Consider the following 14,923-nt stretch of genomic DNA (forward strand, 5'->3'; position numbering starts at 1 on the left):
TGCCTTAGGGTCTCATCAGCGAAAACAGTCGGCGGGCGCCCATTAACTGGCGCTCAGGGCTGGGTCAATCCAGCCGATATTGCCGTCCGCGCGGCGGTAGACCACATTCAGACCGCCATGTCCAGCGTGGCGGAACATAACGACTTGTTGACCGGTAAAGTCGAGCTCCATAACGGCCTCGTCTACGCTCATCTGTCTGAGGTTTTTCGTGGTCTCGGCAATCACCGGCGGAGCATAGTCCTCTTCGAGCTCGTCAACACCCTCTGTCCCTCCAAAAACTGTGTATTGCGCGACGAAGTCGTCCTCGGCATTTGCTTCCGCACGACGGTGCGAGCGCAGCTTGCGGTTATAACGGCGGAGTCTTTTTTCGATATTGTTTGCGACGATTTCATAGGTCGCGGTTGGGTCTTGCGCCTTCCCGCTCACCTGCAGCGTAGCCCCTGTATCAAGGTGAACCACGCAGTCGGCATGGAAACCAATGCCATCGGGCGTCAGGGTAAGATGGCCGTCATAGCCGCCGTCGAAGTACTTTCGCACCACATGAGCGACGTGATCTTGGGCTTTGCCACGCAGGGCATCACCAACGTCCATATTCTTTCCCGAAACACGTAGGGTCATGGCTTTCTTCCTTTCGGTCGTATGGCCAGACGAGATGTTCCGTAAGCCGCTTCCCGGCTTTACGGGATCTGCGTCTGTCAGCACGCGAAACCGCACTGACAAGAGGATGCTAGCCCCGCTCTTAACCCAAGTCCATGACGAACTCGGCTTCCTTAGGAGTTTAGCGAGGTGACAGCACTCCTTTGTCAGACTACGCTCCGCGCTGAAATAACGGGGCGTTTTGCCCTTAGTTCCGAAAAACTTTGCTTAGCGCTCAAGGTTTTTTCTGTGCCAGCGCGGCGCGCAGAAATTGCGTCCTGTCAGTCACTTCACCCGGTCTAGTCGGCGTCGGCACCAGCCCCTCTCCACGAAGGGTCGGGCCGAGGCGAAAGCCGCCCAAATCAGACTGAAATCTCGACAGATTTTGGCGGTCAGACGGCAGGCGCGCGGGACCTCTTTAGTCGGCGAGGTTCTTCTTTTGACGACGGCGAATGACCGAGGAAGGGATATTCATGCCTTCGCGGTATTTGGCCACAGTACGTCGGGCCAATTCGATACCCTGCTCTTTGCGCAAAATCTCAGCGATGGTGTCGTCAGAGAGAATGGCCTTGGCGTCTTCGGCGTCGATCAAATTCTTGATCCGATGGCGCACGGCTTCCGCCGAATGGTCAGCTCCGCCCTCCGATGAGGCAATGGCGGTGGTGAAGAAATACTTCATCTCATAAAGGCCGCGGGGGGTGGCCATATATTTTTGGGCCGTCACGCGCGACACGGTGGACTCGTGCATTTCAATGGCTTCGGCCACCATTTTCAGCGTCATCGGCTTGAGGTGCGAGACCCCGTGGGTCAGAAATCCATCTTGCTGACGAACGATCTCTGTCGCCACCTTGGTGATGGTCTGCGCCCGTTGATCAAGGCTCTTCGTCAACCAGTTTGCGGTCTGCAGGCAGTCGATCAGAAAAGTCTTCTCAGCCGTATCGCGGGTCTTCTTGGTGACCGTTGCGTAATAAACGCGGTTGACGAGTACGCGCGGCAAGATCTCGGAATTGAGCTCAATCTGCCACCCGCCATCAGGCCCTGGCCGAACGAACACGTCCGGAACGATAGACTCCACTGGCGCGATATCAAACGCTAGGCCGGGCTTGGGGTCGAGCTGCTTGAGCTCGGCCAACATATCGATCAGATCTTCCTTGTCGCAGCCGATGGTTTTGAGCAGGGCCGACATATTATGGTCGGCCAGCAAATGCAGGTTCTCGATCAGCTTTTGCATTACAGGGTCAAATCGATCCCGCTCGATGAGCTGGAGTGTCAGACACTCCGCCACCGACCGCGCGAACAGTCCCATGGGCTCGCAAGTCTGCAGCACCTGCAAAACTGCCTCAACATCTTCGATTTCGGCCCCGAGTAGCTCGGCGATGCTGTCGAGTTCGACGCTGAGATAGCCAGCCTCGTTCAGCCCATCGATGAGATGTTGGGCGATCAGCCGATCGGCTGTCGTGCGCAGCACCATATTGGCTTGCGCTTCCAAATGATCAGATAGGCGCGGCTTAGCGGCGACGTATTGGTCGAGGTCCGATGTTTCGCCGCCCTCAAACGAGCCGCCACGGTCCGGCCCAGAGGTCTGGCCAATGTCTTGCGGAATGGCATCGGGGAAGACGTTTTCGACCGCAGTGTCATAGCCCTCAGCGATTTGGTCAGCGTCTTGAATACGTTCGCCCTGCGCGACTGTGTCCTCATAGGCGCTCATCTCAACCGGCTTTTCCACCGGCTCGCTATCGGCGCTGTCTTCGCTTGGCCCCTCTTCACGCTCCAACAGTGGATTGCGCAGCAGCTCGGTGTCAACGAAGGCGTTGAGCTCAAGATGGCTAAGCTGCAGCAGTCTGATGGACTGCATCAGCTGCGGCGTCAGCGTTAGCGATTGGGACTGGCGAAATTCCAGCCGTGGCGAAAGCGCCATGCGTGTGAGGTCTCGTGTTGCTAAGTCCGGCCGACAAGGCCGCTTCCCGCCGGGACCATGCAACAAAATAGGGCGTCCGGCAAGTTTCGTGCCAGATATTTCAGGCGACGAAATTCAGTTTAACCAGAACGCGCTAGATGGAGAAACCTTCGCCCAGATAGACCCGTCGCGCTTCTGGATCGGCCGAAATCATCTCTGGCTTGCCTTGGATCATCACCTTGCCGCCATGGATAAGATAGGCGCGATCGACGAGGCCAAGGGTCTCACGCACAGCGTGGTCGGTGATCAGCACGCCAATGCCACGTTGGGTGAGCTGGCGCACGAGGCCCTTCACTTCAGCCACGGCAATGGGGTCAACGCCCGCAAACGGCTCGTCGAGCAGCATAAAGGCCGGGTCAGCCGCAAGGGCACGCGCGATTTCGACTCGCCGACGCTCGCCGCCCGAAAGGGCGAGGGCATTAGATTTCGCGAGATGTTCGATAGAAAATTCGCTCAGCAGTGCTTCTAGGCGACGCTTGCGCTCAGCCTTGCCACTGACCGTGTTTTCAAGCACGGCCATGATATTGCCGGTGACGGTCAGCCCGCGAAAAATGCTTGGCTCCTGAGGGAGGTAGCCGATCCCTAACTGCCCGCGCTGAAAAAGCGGCAGGCGGGTGATGTTTTGACCATCAATAACAATGGTGCCCGCGTCCGGCTTCACCAGGCCCATGATCATAGTGAAAACGGTGGTTTTGCCAGCGCCATTCGGCCCCAGTAGGCCAACGGCTTCGCCGCGCCTTACAGCGAGCGACACATCGCGCACGACGACGCGCTTGCCAAAGCTCTTGGCCAAATTATTGGCGACCAGCCAACCGGTCTGGTCGACACGTGCTGAGGTTTCTGCACTCATTGAGAGGTAAAAACCCCCGTCACGCGGCCGCCGCCAGAGCTGGTGAAGGTCGAGACATTGGTTTCAAGGTTCACCACCAATTCGGTCGCATCGACAGTGCCGGACGCGTTCTTCACCTTCACATTGCCGGTAAGGCGCATCAGCTGGTCGGCCGGGGTGAACACGGCGCGGTCGCCGGTTGAATCCTGGTCCTTGGTCAGCAGGCGCACATTGCCCCCGGTGGCCTCAAAGGTTTTGATGTCGCTGGTGCCGCCATCGCCATAGGTCGCCACAACCTTGGGCGCCCAGACGGTTACAACGGGATGCTTGACCACAACATTGCCGGTGAACACTGCTTCCCGGTCGGTTTCGTTCATCACGAACTCATCCGAGGAGATCTCGACGGGGTTTTGGGCCTGCGCGGGGCTAGCTGCTAAAAGCGGCATCAGCACAGCGGGGATCGCTAACCAGCGTTTCATGGTGTTTCGCCTTCTTCAGTCTCAGACTGCCCCTCGCCCGGGGTGGAGGGGATGGTTACGACAGAGCGGGAGAACGTCCACTGTGCCGCTTCCGCATCATAAACAAGACCTTCGGCTCGTACAGAGGAACCGTCGGCGTAATCAATTTCCACACGGCCTTCACTGGTCAGGATTTGGCTGCGCCAGTCAAAGGTCGAATTCACAATCGTCCCGACTGTACCGGTGGAGTCCGAAACCTCGGTTAATCCGCGTGCGATGGTGAGTTCGCGCAGGGTATCGAGTTCGGCGTCATTGGTTTGGGCAATAAACTGTACGCCGTCGGCGCGGTCCATCACGAGCCGGGCATTTTCGAGGTCGACAAAGTCGCGCCGGTCATTGCTCGACCGTGCGCCTTCCGAGGAGATCCGATAGCGCGAGCCGTCCGGCAGGACGCCCACATATTCCGGCGCTTCGACAACCACGGCCTCTGGGGTGACAGTAATATTGCCGACCTCAAACCGCCCGCTGATGCTGGAAATGTAGAGTTGCAGACAGAGGGCTGCAAAGACCACCACGCCCAAAATCGGCACGAAAACACGCAAGAGGCCGACGAAGCGATTGCGCCGCGCCAGCCTTCTAAATGCTCTCGAATTCGCCGTCGTATCGCTCATCGAGCGGGGTACTCTTAGCTATGAGCAAAAATGTCGGTTTCTTCCCAACCCAGGAGATCGAGCTCGCAGCGGGTCTTGAGGAAGTCAAAGCATTGCTGCGCCAACTCGGTGCGGCCTTCGCGGGCCAGCATTCGGTCTAGGTGGCGCTTGAGGTCGTGCAGGTGCAAAACGTCAGAAGCTGCATATTCAAGCTGCGCGTCGGTCAGCTTGGTATTGCCCCAATCCGAGCTTTGCTGTTGCTTGCTCATGTCGACACCGAGCAATTCACGCGAAAGATCCTTCAGACCGTGGCGGTCAGTATAGGTGCGCACAAGCTTAGAGGCGATCTTGGTGCAGTAAATCGGACCTGTGACCACGCCAAACCGGTTTTTCAGCACTGCGACGTCAAAGCGCGCATAGTGGAAAATCTTCGTCACATTGGCGTCGCCAAGCAGCTTGACGAGGTTCGGTGCCTCGGTTGCGTCTTGCGGGATTTGCACCACGTCAGCGCTGCCATCGCCCGGCGAAAGCTGCACCACGCAAAGGCGGTCGCGACTGGGGTTGAGCCCCATTGTTTCAGTGTCGATCGCAACTTCGCGGCCGTAGTTGTTCAGATTTGGCAGGTCGCCGCGGTGTACTCGGATGGCCATGAATGATGTCCAGCAATTCAATTTCACCTGTCTTGGCACAGACCTGTGTCGATGGAAAGGCGAAGCGGACAATTGCGAGATGAAATGCGCTGCATTGGGATATAACCATATCAAGATTTCTTTATATCCTCCTTGACCCGCCCCCTCGCCAGTGTCACAAAACGCTCAATATGTGTGCGCCCTCGGGCGTCTGGAACTTTAGGGGACTTTAGCGTGGCACGCTCGTCTTACCTCTTCACCTCCGAATCCGTTTCTGAAGGTCACCCCGATAAGGTCTGTGACCGCATCTCGGACGAGATTGTGGATCTGGTGTTCAAGGAAGCTAAAAAGACCGGCATGGATCCGGCGCAGGTGCGCATCGCGTGCGAAACGCTCGCGACCACCAATCGCGTCGTCATTGCGGGCGAAGTGCGCGTTCCCGATTCGCTTTTGAAGAAGGACAAGCAGGGCAATATCGTTCACGATGCTGCCGGTGCGCCGATGGTGAACCCGTCCAAGTTCAAATCCGCTGCACGCAAGGCGATCCGCGCCATTGGCTATGAGCAGGACGGCTTCCATTGGAAGACCTGCCGTATCGATGTGCTGCTGCATGGTCAGTCCGCTGACATTGCCCAGGGCGTGGACGAAAGCGGCAATAAGGATGTTGGCGCTGGCGATCAGGGCATCATGTTCGGCTATGCCGCACGCGAAACCCCAGAATTGCTACCGGCGCCGATCTATTACGCTCACAAGATTCTTGAGACCCTGACCGAAGCGCGCAAGTCCGGCACCGGTCCTGCTGCGGTTCTGGGGCCCGATGCCAAGAGCCAAGTGACTGTCCGTTACGAAAACGGCCTGCCCGTTGGCGTGACGCAGATCGTCCTTTCGACCCAGCATCTGGATGAAACGCTCTCCTCCGCCGACGTCCGTAAGATCGTCGAGCCATATATTCGCGAAGCCCTGCCGGAAGGCTGGATTTCGGCGGACACGGTTTGGCACGTCAACCCAACGGGCAAGTTCGTCGTTGGCGGTCCAGACGGCGACGCGGGCTTGACCGGTCGCAAGATCATTGTTGACACTTATGGTGGTGCAGCGCCTCACGGCGGTGGCGCGTTCTCTGGTAAAGATCCGACCAAGGTCGATCGCTCGGCCGCTTATGCTGCGCGCTATCTCGCCAAGAACGTGGTTGCAGCCGGCCTTGCCGACCGCGCAACCATCCAGCTCTCTTACGCTATTGGCGTTGCCAAGCCGCTCTCGATCTATGTCGATCTGCATGGCACCGGTAAGGTCGATGAATCCAAGCTCGAAGCTGCGCTGGCTGAGGTGATGGATTTGACCCCGCGGGGCATTCGCACCCATCTCGATCTCAATAAGCCCATCTATGCGCGCACCTCTGCTTACGGCCATTTTGGTCGCAAGGCCGGCCGCGATGGCTCTTTCTCTTGGGAAAAAACGGATCTGGTGAAGGCTCTCAAGGCCGCAGTCGCCTGATCTTTACGCGCATAACCTTGACCAAGGGCCTCTTTTGCACCAAGCGAAGGGGCCCTTCATTTATTCTAGATGACCATGACCGAACACGAGCTACCCAAAACCCGCACCGGCGAGCCGCGCGCCTTCTTTGGTCGCCGTTCTGGCAAGAAATTGCATGGTGGGCAGCTTGAGCTGGTCGATGATCTGCTGCCGCAAGTTGAGATCAAACTCCAAGAGCAATTTGATCCGCGGTCGATCTATCCCGATGCCAAGCGCATTGTGGTCGAGATCGGCTATGGCGGGGGCGAACATCTGGCGCGCAAGGCCGCCGAAGAGCCAGAAACCGGCTTTATTGGCTGCGAAGTTTTTACCGGCGGTATCGGTAAGATGGTTCAGGCCATTGCTGCCGCTGAGCTGCAAAACATACGCCTCTTCACCGATGATGCGCTCAAGTTTTTGATGAGCCTGCCCGACGCCTCCGTCGATGCGATTTATCTGCTCTACCCCGATCCGTGGCCAAAGAGCCGTCACCACAAGCGTCGCTTTGTGTCGCCAACGACCTTGGCGCAGCTTTCCCGCGTCATTCGTCCGGGCGGAAATTTCTTCTTTGCCTCAGACATTGAAGATTATGCCGATTGGACACAGGCGCATCTGGTGCGCTGCCCCCAGTTCCGCTTTGAAACCAGCGCGCCCGGCGATTGGCACATTCCTTATGCGGGTTGGAAGCCGACTCGCTATGAACAGAAAGCGCGTCGCGAAGGTCGGATGATTTCTTGGTATTTCACCTATACCCGCGTGTGATGAGAAGCCTCTCGCTTGGCTTGCCATTGGCGGGTTGAGGGTCTATATAGAGACCAACATCGTTGCTCTCTTCTGAGAGTGGGTGCCGGAAGGCCCCCGCTCTTTTTGTTATCTTGGGATCCAATGGCTTTCGATCTGACCGAAAAGCGCTACATTAAAGAGACCGGGCTTGAAGCTCGCATCTCGCGCATCGTTGAGCCGGTGGCTAATGGCCTCGGCTACTCGCTGGTTCGTGTGAAAATCACGCAGGAAAACGGCTGCACCCTTCAGATTATGGCTGAAGATGCCAATGGCCGCTTCAACATTACCGATTGTGAAAATCTGTCCAAGGACCTGTCTCCGGTTCTCGACGTAGAAGATCCAATCGAACGCGAATATCATCTGGAAGTGTCCTCGCCGGGCATCGACCGGGCCCTCGTTCGTAAGCGCGATTATGAGCGCTTCCTTGGCCATGAAGCCAAGATCGAGCTGATGGACATGGTCAATGGCCGCAAGCGCTTCCGTGGCGACATCACTGCGGTGGATGCGGATGGCGTGACCATCACTCTGCCAGATGCGCCGGGCGGTACTGATCCAAATCACAAGCTTGCCTTCTCAACCATTGGGGAAGCCAAGCTGGTCATGACCGACAAGCTCATGGATATGGCTCGCGCTGAGCAGGAGCTGCATCCAATCGACGACGACGAAACCGAAACGGTTGAATACGCCGACGCCGATAATGACGACGATATGTCTGAGGAGTCCAAATAATGGCTGTTAGTGCGAATCGCCTTGAGCTGTTGCAGATCGCCGACGCTGTAGCGCGTGAAAAGTCGATCGACCGTATGGTCGTCATCGAAGCCATGCAGGACGCCATGGAAAAGGCGGCCAAGGGCCGTTATGGCGCTGAAACTGAAATCAAGGTTGAGATCAATCCACGCTCGGGCGAAACCCGCATGTGGCGTCTGCTCGAGATCGTTGAGTTCGTTGAAGAACCAGCGCGCCAGGTTGACCTCAAGTTTGCCAAGACCAAGTCGCCTGAAGCGCGCATCGGTGACTTCCTCACCGAGCCGCTGCCGCCAATGGAATTTGGCCGTATCGCCGCTCAGTCGGCTAAGCAGGTTATTGTTCAGAAGGTCCGCGACGCTGAGCGCGACCGTATGTTCGAAGAATTCCAGGGTCGTATTGGCGAAATCGTCAACGGTTCGGTTAAGCGCGTTGAATATGGCAATGTGATCGTCGACCTCGGTCGTGGCGAAGCCATCATTCGTCGTGACGAACTGATCCCGCGCGAAATGTTCCGCTACGGCGATCGCGTCCGCGCTTATGTTTATGACGTGCGTCGTGAACAGCGTGGTCCGCAGATTTTCCTCTCGCGCACCCATCCGCAGTTCATGGCCAAGCTCTTCATGCAAGAAGTGCCGGAAATCTATGATGGCGTGATCACCATTCGCTCCATCGCTCGTGACCCAGGTTCGCGCGCGAAGATCGCCGTTACCTCGAACGACAGCTCGATCGATCCGGTCGGCGCTTGCGTTGGTATGCGTGGCTCGCGTGTTCAGGCTGTTGTGGCCGAACTGCAGGGCGAAAAGATCGACATTATTCCATGGACCGACGGCATCGCCGATCTCGTCGTTTCCGCGCTGCAGCCTGCTGATGTTGCCAAGGTTGTTCTCGATGAACAGGCCGAGCGCATCGAAGTTGTGGTTCCTGATGAGCAGCTCTCGCTCGCCATCGGTCGCCGTGGTCAGAACGTGCGTCTGGCCAGCCAGCTCATTGGTTGGGATATCGACATCCTGACCGAGCAGGAAGAAAGCGAACGTCGCCAGAAGGAATTCACTGAACGCTCGACCCTGTTCATGCAGGCGCTGGACGTTGACGAAATGGTTGCCCAACTTCTGGCTTCGGAAGGCTTCTCTTCGGTTGAAGAACTGGCCTATATCGAGCCGGGCGAAATCGCCACCATTGAAGGTTTCGATGAAGAAACCGCTGGTGAAATTCAGGCCCGTGCTGCTGACTTCCTCGCTGAAATCGATCGCAAGTTCGATGAAGAGCGTAAGGAGCTTGGCGTCGAAGACGAGCTTTACGAAATTGCTGGCCTGAACGCTGCCATGTTGGTTGCTCTGGGCAAGGAAGACATTAAGACGGTCGAAGACTTCGCTGGTTGTGCAGCGGATGATCTTATCGGCTGGACCGAACGCAAGGATGGCGAAACGAAGCGCTTCGAAGGTACTTTCAAGGACTTCCCGGTTTCTCGCGAAGAAGCCGAAGACATGATTATGCAGGCTCGTATCCGTGCTGGTTGGATCAGCGCAGACGAAATTCCTGCAGACGAAGACGATCATTCTGTGGAGGAGGCGGTCTAACGACCGCCCTCCTCTTGGGAGCACCTGGCAGTGGCCCGGCGCGTAGAAACAACTAGAACTTGTGCCTTGACCCGCGAGGAATTGCCGGTCGAGGCGCTGGTGCGTTTCGTGGTTGGCCCCGATGAGGTGCTAGTCCCCGATGTCGAGGCACGCGCTGAAGGGCGCGGGGTCTGGATCTCGCTCAATCACGAAGCTGTGTCAGAAGCTGTCCGGAAAAAGGCGTTTGCACGGAGCCTAAAGGCCCCTGTAACCGTTCCGGATGATCTGGCACAACTCACCAGACTGCGTCTTGAGCAGCGCTATCTTTCGGCACTGGGCATGGCGAAAAAGGCCGGTCAATTTGTGACCGGAGCGACTAAAGTCAAAGGCGTTCTTGACAATGGAACGGCCTTGGCGCTCATCACCGCGACTGACGCGGCGCCCGATGGGCGGAACAAGATGACAGGGTCCTTGCGGGCTCTCAATTATGCGCGGCGCGACGAGGGCATCTCTGGCCCAGATGTGCCGCACTTCGAATTGCTCTCAAGTGATCAAATGGGTTTGGCACTTGGGTTGGAAAATGTGATACATGCTGCCCTGACGACAGGGGCAGCTGCGCAATCGGCGCTTGCAAAGGCGAGACGTCTCGCCATTTACAACGCCCAACCGACGCAAGAAGACACCGGCAGTGCATCTGCCATTGGTGAGCTTTTGCCCGCGGACCAGGACGAAAGACGATAGGAAGTATGGCTGATAACGACGACAAGCGTTCCGACGACACCGGCGCCAAAAAGACTCTGACCCTCAAGGGCGGCGCCGGGCTGGGCAATCGCCCCGGCGGGATGTCGCGCGCGCCCACGCGCTCGACCGTAGTCGTGGAAAAGCGCACTCGCGTGGTTCCCAAGCCCGCCGGACAGACCGGCACGGGTAGCGGCGGTGGCCGTCCCCAGGGTTCGGGCCGACCACAGGGTGGCCGCCCCCAGCAGCAGAACCGCGCACCGCTAGGCCTTTCGGCTGCGGAAGCAGAAGCACGCCGTAAGGCGCTTGCTCTGGCTGGCGCGCGTCAGGCTGAAGATAGTGAGCGTTTTGCAGCTGAAGAAGCGCGCCGTATCGAAGATGACAACCGTCGTCGTCAGATCCGCGAAGAAGCTGCACGCCAGGAAGAAGAACGCCGTCAGGCTGAAGACTCCCGTCGCGCTGAAGAAGCTGCATCCGTAGCTGCTGCAGAACGTCCGGTCGTCGAAGAAAAGCCTGCCCGCGAAGACTTCGTTCCAGCGAGCCAGCGCAACCCAGGCCCACGCGACGTTCGCGTCGTTGCCGGTCGTCCGGGTCAGTCCGCGCGTCCTACTCGCAACGAACGCCCAGAAGGTGGTGCTCGCCCAACCGGCGACAACCGTCGTCCAGAAGGTACAGGCACACGTCCAGCTGGTGGCAACACCCGCCCAGCCGGTACGAACACCCGTCCAGCCGGCACGAACACCCGTCCAGCTGGCACAGGTGCCCGTCCTGCCGGTGGCCGTCCGTCCCCAGGCATGGCCCCAATCGGCAACGTCCCACCAGCACCGCCAAGCGAAGCTGATGGTCGTCGTACCCGCGCTGGTGCGCCTCAAGCTCGTCCAACCACTGAAGCAGAACTCGAGAACGCACGTCGCGCCTCGCGCGCTCAGCCAGAACGTCCAACCCGTAAGGCGGACAATGGCGCCTCGCGTGGTCGTCTGACTGTTTCGACTGCAACCACCGAAAGCGATCGTGATCGTGGCCCGTCTTTGGCCGCTATGAAGCGTCGTCGCGACAAGAAGATGGGCCGCAACCAGCAGGATGCGCCAAAGCTTCAGCGTGAAGTGGTTATTCCAGAAGTCATCACGGTTGCAGAACTTGCAAACCGTATGGCCGAACGTTCGGTCACCGTGATCAAGATGCTCATGCAGCAGGGTCAGATGGTCAAGATCACGGACGTGATCGATGCCGACACTGCAGAACTGATCGCAACTGAACTCGGTCACACCGTTAAGCGCGTTTCGGACGCCGACGTTGAAGAAGGCCTGTTCGACATTGCTTCGGACGACAAGGCAGAAGATCTGACCGATCGCGCGCCGGTTGTGACCATCATGGGTCACGTCGACCACGGTAAGACTTCGCTTCTCGATGCGATCCGCAATGCCAATGTTGTGTCTGGTGAAGCCGGTGGCATCACCCAGCACATCGGTGCGTATCAGGTTGAACGGAACGGTGCGAAAATCACCTTCCTCGACACCCCAGGCCACGAAGCGTTCACCGCTATGCGTGCTCGTGGTGCTCAGGCAACCGACATCGCCATCCTCGTGGTTGCAGCAGACGACTCCGTCATGCCGCAGACCATCGAATCCATCAAGCACGCCAAGGCGGCTGGTGTTCCGATCATCGTTGCGATCACCAAGATGGATAAGCCTTCGGCTGATCCGCAGAAGGTTCGCACCGAACTCTTGCAGCACGAAGTCTTCGTCGAAACCATGGGCGGCGACGTCCTCGACGTAGAACTCTCGGCCAAGACTGGTCTGGGCCTCGACAAGCTGCTCGAAACCATCCTCCTGCAGGCTGAAGTTCTCGAGCTCAAGGTTGCTCGTGATGGCCGTGCTGAAGGTCAGGTTATCGAAGCCAAGCTCGATCGCGGTCGCGGTCCAGTGGCTACGGTTCTCGTGCAGCGTGGCACGCTCAAGGTTGGCGACATTGTTGTTGCTGGCACCGAGTTCGCCCGTGTTCGCGCCCTGATCAACGACAAGGGTGAGCAGGTTAAGGAAGCCGGTCCTTCGGTTCCAGTTGAAGTCCTCGGTTTCAATGGCGTTCCGTCCGCTGGCGATCGCTTCTCGGTTGTTGAAACCGATGCGCGTGCTCGTGAAGTCACCGAATACCGTCAGCGCGCAATCCGCGAAAAGACTGCCGGTGGTGGTGCAACCAGCCTCGAGCAGATGATGAATCAGCTCAAGGCGAACGGCATCTCCAAGTTCCCGCTGATCATCAAGGGCGACGTGCAGGGCTCGGTCGAAGCGATCGTTGCTTCGCTCAACAAGCTCTCGACCGACGAAGTTTCGGCTCAGATCATCTACTCGGGCGTTGGTGGTATCACCGAGTCCGACGTGACCCTGGCTCAGGCTTCGAACGCGATTGTCATGGGCTTCAACGTCCGTGCCAATAAGCAGGCGAACGAACTCGCCAACCGCGACGCGATCGAAATCCGCTACTACAACATCATTTACAACCTCATCGAGGATGTGAAGGGTGCGATGAGCGGCCTCCTGGCTCCAGAACGTCGCGAAACCTTCATCGGTTACGCTTCGATCAAGGAAGTGTTCCAGATCACCAAGGTCGGCAAGGTCGCTGGCTGCCAGGTCACCGAAGGCTTCATCGAACGTGGTGCTGGCGTCCGTCTGCTGCGCGACAACGTGGTTATCCACGAAGGCAAGCTCAAGACCCTCAAGCGCTTCAAGGACGAAGTCAAGGAAGTGCAAGTCGGTCAGGAATGCGGTATGGCCTTCGAAAATTACGAAGACATTCGTGCCAACGACGTTATCGAATGCTTCCGCGTCGAAACCGTCCAACGTTCGCTCTAAGCGCGTTGAAAACAAATTGAGAAGAGGGCGTGGCTTCGGTCACGCCCTTTTTTTATGGGTGGAGAAAAGGGTTTACTACTGACATTCCCTGTCACTGTTCTGGCATCAAGCTCCTGAATAATCAGGAGAAATCAATGCACCCCATCACCATCATCCTCACCGAAGGTTTTTCGGATTGGGAGATTGCGCTCATCAGTGGGGCAGGGCGTCTCTTTTTTGCGGCAGACATCCGCTTTGTATCCCCAAATGGTGGCAATCTGACCTCGGCGGGCGGAATGCTTGTTGCAGATACAGGCAGGCTCGACGTTTGTTCTGAGGGCGTCTTGGTCGTCTGCGGCGGGACAATTTGGGATGCGCCTGATGCGCCTGACATCTCCCCAGTTCTGCTGGCCAGCAAAGCGGCGGGCGCCACCATTGCCGCCATTTGTGGCGGTACGCTCCCTGCGGCCCGTGCAGGCTTGCTGAACGCTATCCCACACACCTCCAATGGCGACGGCTATCTGGCGGCTCTGGTGCCGGCCTATGCCGGTACGCAGCACTACATCGCCCAGACCAAGGCTATCGCTGCTGATGGTGTCATCACCGCAGCTGGAACGGCACCCGTGAGCTTTGCCGCTGAAGTCTTTGCGGCGGCCGGCTTGCCGCCAGAAGCCGTTGCGCAGTTCTTGGCTATGCTTGGCGCCGAACATCACGCCTAACGCATAAAAAAAGCCCGCTTCGGGAGGCGAAGCGGGCCCTATTTTTGCCGGCGACAGTGACTACGGTAAGGGCGCCACCAGCAAATCTAGATAGGACGGTTAGTTGACAACCGTCACACGCGCACCGACCGGCACGCGCGAATACAAGTCGATAATGTCTTGGTTCATCAGGCGGATACAGCCCGAGGAGACATTGGTACCAATGGTATAGGGCTCGGTCGTCCCGTGAATACGGAACAGCGTGTCCGCACCATTGCGATAGAGATAAAGCGCACGCGGACCAAGCGGATTGGTCGGGCCCGGAGGCATGCCACCGGCGTATGGACCATAACGATCAGGTTCACGACGGATCATGGATTGAGTGGGTGTCCAACGGGGCCAAGCAGCCTTGCGGCCGATCGTGGCATTGCCGCGGAACACCAAGGCTTCGTCCTTGCCGACCCCGATGCCGTAACGCAGGGCGCGGTTGTTTTCCATGACGAGGTAGAGGTAGTGCGCTGGCGTGTCGATAACGATCGTGCCCGGACGCTCGGAGGTGAAATACTCCACTTCCTGGCGCCACCACTTGGGGTCGACGCGACGCAGGTCCATGGCTTCCACCGGATGTGGCTCGTCATACAGAGGGCCGTACATGCGGACATAATAGGGGTCGAAAGTGGGCTCAACCACCTTAGGCTGACGTGTTGTTGTACACGCTGTCAGCGCAGTGGCGGAAATCCCGATCAGGAACAGACGGCGAGAAAGCAACTCGGAACCTCAATCAAAACGGGGGGTGTTGAGAATGTGGCGAGGGATCCCGCCTTCGACACTACCCATACCTTTGCTTACCTTAACATGGCACCAATGCGGCGGTTCCGTGTCGCAAAAATCCCAATCCTGCAAAT

Annotated in this window: 14 protein-coding genes; 7 read left to right on the forward strand and 7 right to left on the reverse strand. The window is 57.9% G+C overall.

Annotation, left to right across the window (positions count from 1 at the left end; all coding sequences use genetic code 11):
* Positions 1 to 42: 42 nt before the first annotated feature.
* The 6 genes from JHL21_RS11570 to JHL21_RS11595 form a co-directional block, all read right to left on the reverse strand.
* A complete protein-coding gene (locus tag JHL21_RS11570; RefSeq protein ID WP_169194338.1) occupies positions 43 to 618 on the reverse strand; it encodes an HPF/RaiA family ribosome-associated protein in 576 nt (191 codons plus the stop codon).
* Between the two features lie 436 nt (positions 619 to 1,054).
* Positions 1,055 to 2,554, reverse strand: coding sequence for an RNA polymerase factor sigma-54 (rpoN, locus tag JHL21_RS11575; protein ID WP_200213589.1), 1,500 nt, complete (start codon positions 2,552 to 2,554; stop codon positions 1,055 to 1,057).
* A gap of 133 nt (positions 2,555 to 2,687) precedes the next feature.
* Positions 2,688 to 3,443 carry an LPS export ABC transporter ATP-binding protein gene (lptB, locus tag JHL21_RS11580; RefSeq protein WP_169194336.1) on the reverse strand — a complete coding sequence of 252 codons (756 nt, stop codon included), beginning with the start codon at positions 3,441 to 3,443 and terminating at the stop codon, positions 2,688 to 2,690.
* A complete protein-coding gene (locus tag JHL21_RS11585) occupies positions 3,440 to 3,901 on the reverse strand; it encodes an LptA/OstA family protein (RefSeq protein WP_199531122.1) in 462 nt (153 codons plus the stop codon). Before JHL21_RS11585 ends, lptB begins: the two co-directional genes overlap by 4 nt.
* On the reverse strand, positions 3,898 to 4,551 hold the full coding sequence (locus JHL21_RS11590) for a hypothetical protein (RefSeq protein WP_200213590.1): 654 nt from the start codon (positions 4,549 to 4,551) through the stop codon (positions 3,898 to 3,900). The genes JHL21_RS11585 and JHL21_RS11590 overlap by 4 nt, the downstream gene beginning before the upstream one ends.
* Positions 4,552 to 4,565: 14 nt before the next feature.
* Positions 4,566 to 5,180 (reverse strand): ribonuclease D, encoded by a 615-nt coding sequence (locus JHL21_RS11595; RefSeq protein ID WP_169194333.1) that lies wholly within the window; start codon positions 5,178 to 5,180, stop codon positions 4,566 to 4,568.
* Between the two features lie 213 nt (positions 5,181 to 5,393).
* Between JHL21_RS11595 and metK the strand changes: the two genes are divergently transcribed.
* The 7 genes from metK (at position 5,394) to JHL21_RS11630 (ending at position 14,039) form a co-directional block, all read left to right on the forward strand.
* Positions 5,394 to 6,650 (forward strand): methionine adenosyltransferase, encoded by a 1,257-nt coding sequence (gene metK / locus JHL21_RS11600; protein WP_200213592.1) that lies wholly within the window; start codon positions 5,394 to 5,396, stop codon positions 6,648 to 6,650.
* A 75-nt stretch (positions 6,651 to 6,725) separates the two neighbouring features.
* On the forward strand, positions 6,726 to 7,430 hold the full coding sequence (trmB, locus tag JHL21_RS11605; protein WP_200213594.1) for a tRNA (guanosine(46)-N7)-methyltransferase TrmB: 705 nt from the start codon (positions 6,726 to 6,728) through the stop codon (positions 7,428 to 7,430).
* Positions 7,431 to 7,553: 123 nt separating this feature from the next.
* The gene (gene rimP / locus JHL21_RS11610) at positions 7,554 to 8,180 is read left to right on the forward strand and encodes a ribosome maturation factor RimP (RefSeq protein ID WP_169194330.1); all 627 of its coding nucleotides are present in this window, start codon (positions 7,554 to 7,556) and stop codon (positions 8,178 to 8,180) included.
* Positions 8,180 to 9,775, forward strand: coding sequence for a transcription termination factor NusA (nusA, locus tag JHL21_RS11615; RefSeq protein WP_200213595.1), 1,596 nt, complete (start codon positions 8,180 to 8,182; stop codon positions 9,773 to 9,775). Before rimP ends, nusA begins: the two co-directional genes overlap by 1 nt.
* A gap of 30 nt (positions 9,776 to 9,805) precedes the next feature.
* On the forward strand, positions 9,806 to 10,495 hold the full coding sequence (locus tag JHL21_RS11620; RefSeq protein ID WP_282567605.1) for an RNA-binding protein: 690 nt from the start codon (positions 9,806 to 9,808) through the stop codon (positions 10,493 to 10,495).
* Positions 10,496 to 10,500: 5 nt separating this feature from the next.
* Positions 10,501 to 13,341 carry a translation initiation factor IF-2 gene (gene infB, locus JHL21_RS11625; RefSeq protein ID WP_200213597.1) on the forward strand — a complete coding sequence of 947 codons (2,841 nt, stop codon included), beginning with the start codon at positions 10,501 to 10,503 and terminating at the stop codon, positions 13,339 to 13,341.
* A gap of 134 nt (positions 13,342 to 13,475) precedes the next feature.
* A complete protein-coding gene (locus tag JHL21_RS11630; RefSeq protein WP_200213598.1) occupies positions 13,476 to 14,039 on the forward strand; it encodes a DJ-1/PfpI family protein in 564 nt (187 codons plus the stop codon).
* A gap of 99 nt (positions 14,040 to 14,138) precedes the next feature.
* On the opposite strand, the gene JHL21_RS11635 is transcribed toward JHL21_RS11630, so the two are convergent.
* Positions 14,139 to 14,786, reverse strand: coding sequence for a L,D-transpeptidase (locus JHL21_RS11635; RefSeq protein ID WP_169194325.1), 648 nt, complete (start codon positions 14,784 to 14,786; stop codon positions 14,139 to 14,141).
* Between the last annotated feature and the right edge of the window lie 137 nt (positions 14,787 to 14,923).

This window comes from Devosia sp. WQ 349K1 (assembly GCF_016595685.1).
Taxonomy (GTDB): domain Bacteria; phylum Pseudomonadota; class Alphaproteobacteria; order Rhizobiales; family Devosiaceae; genus Devosia.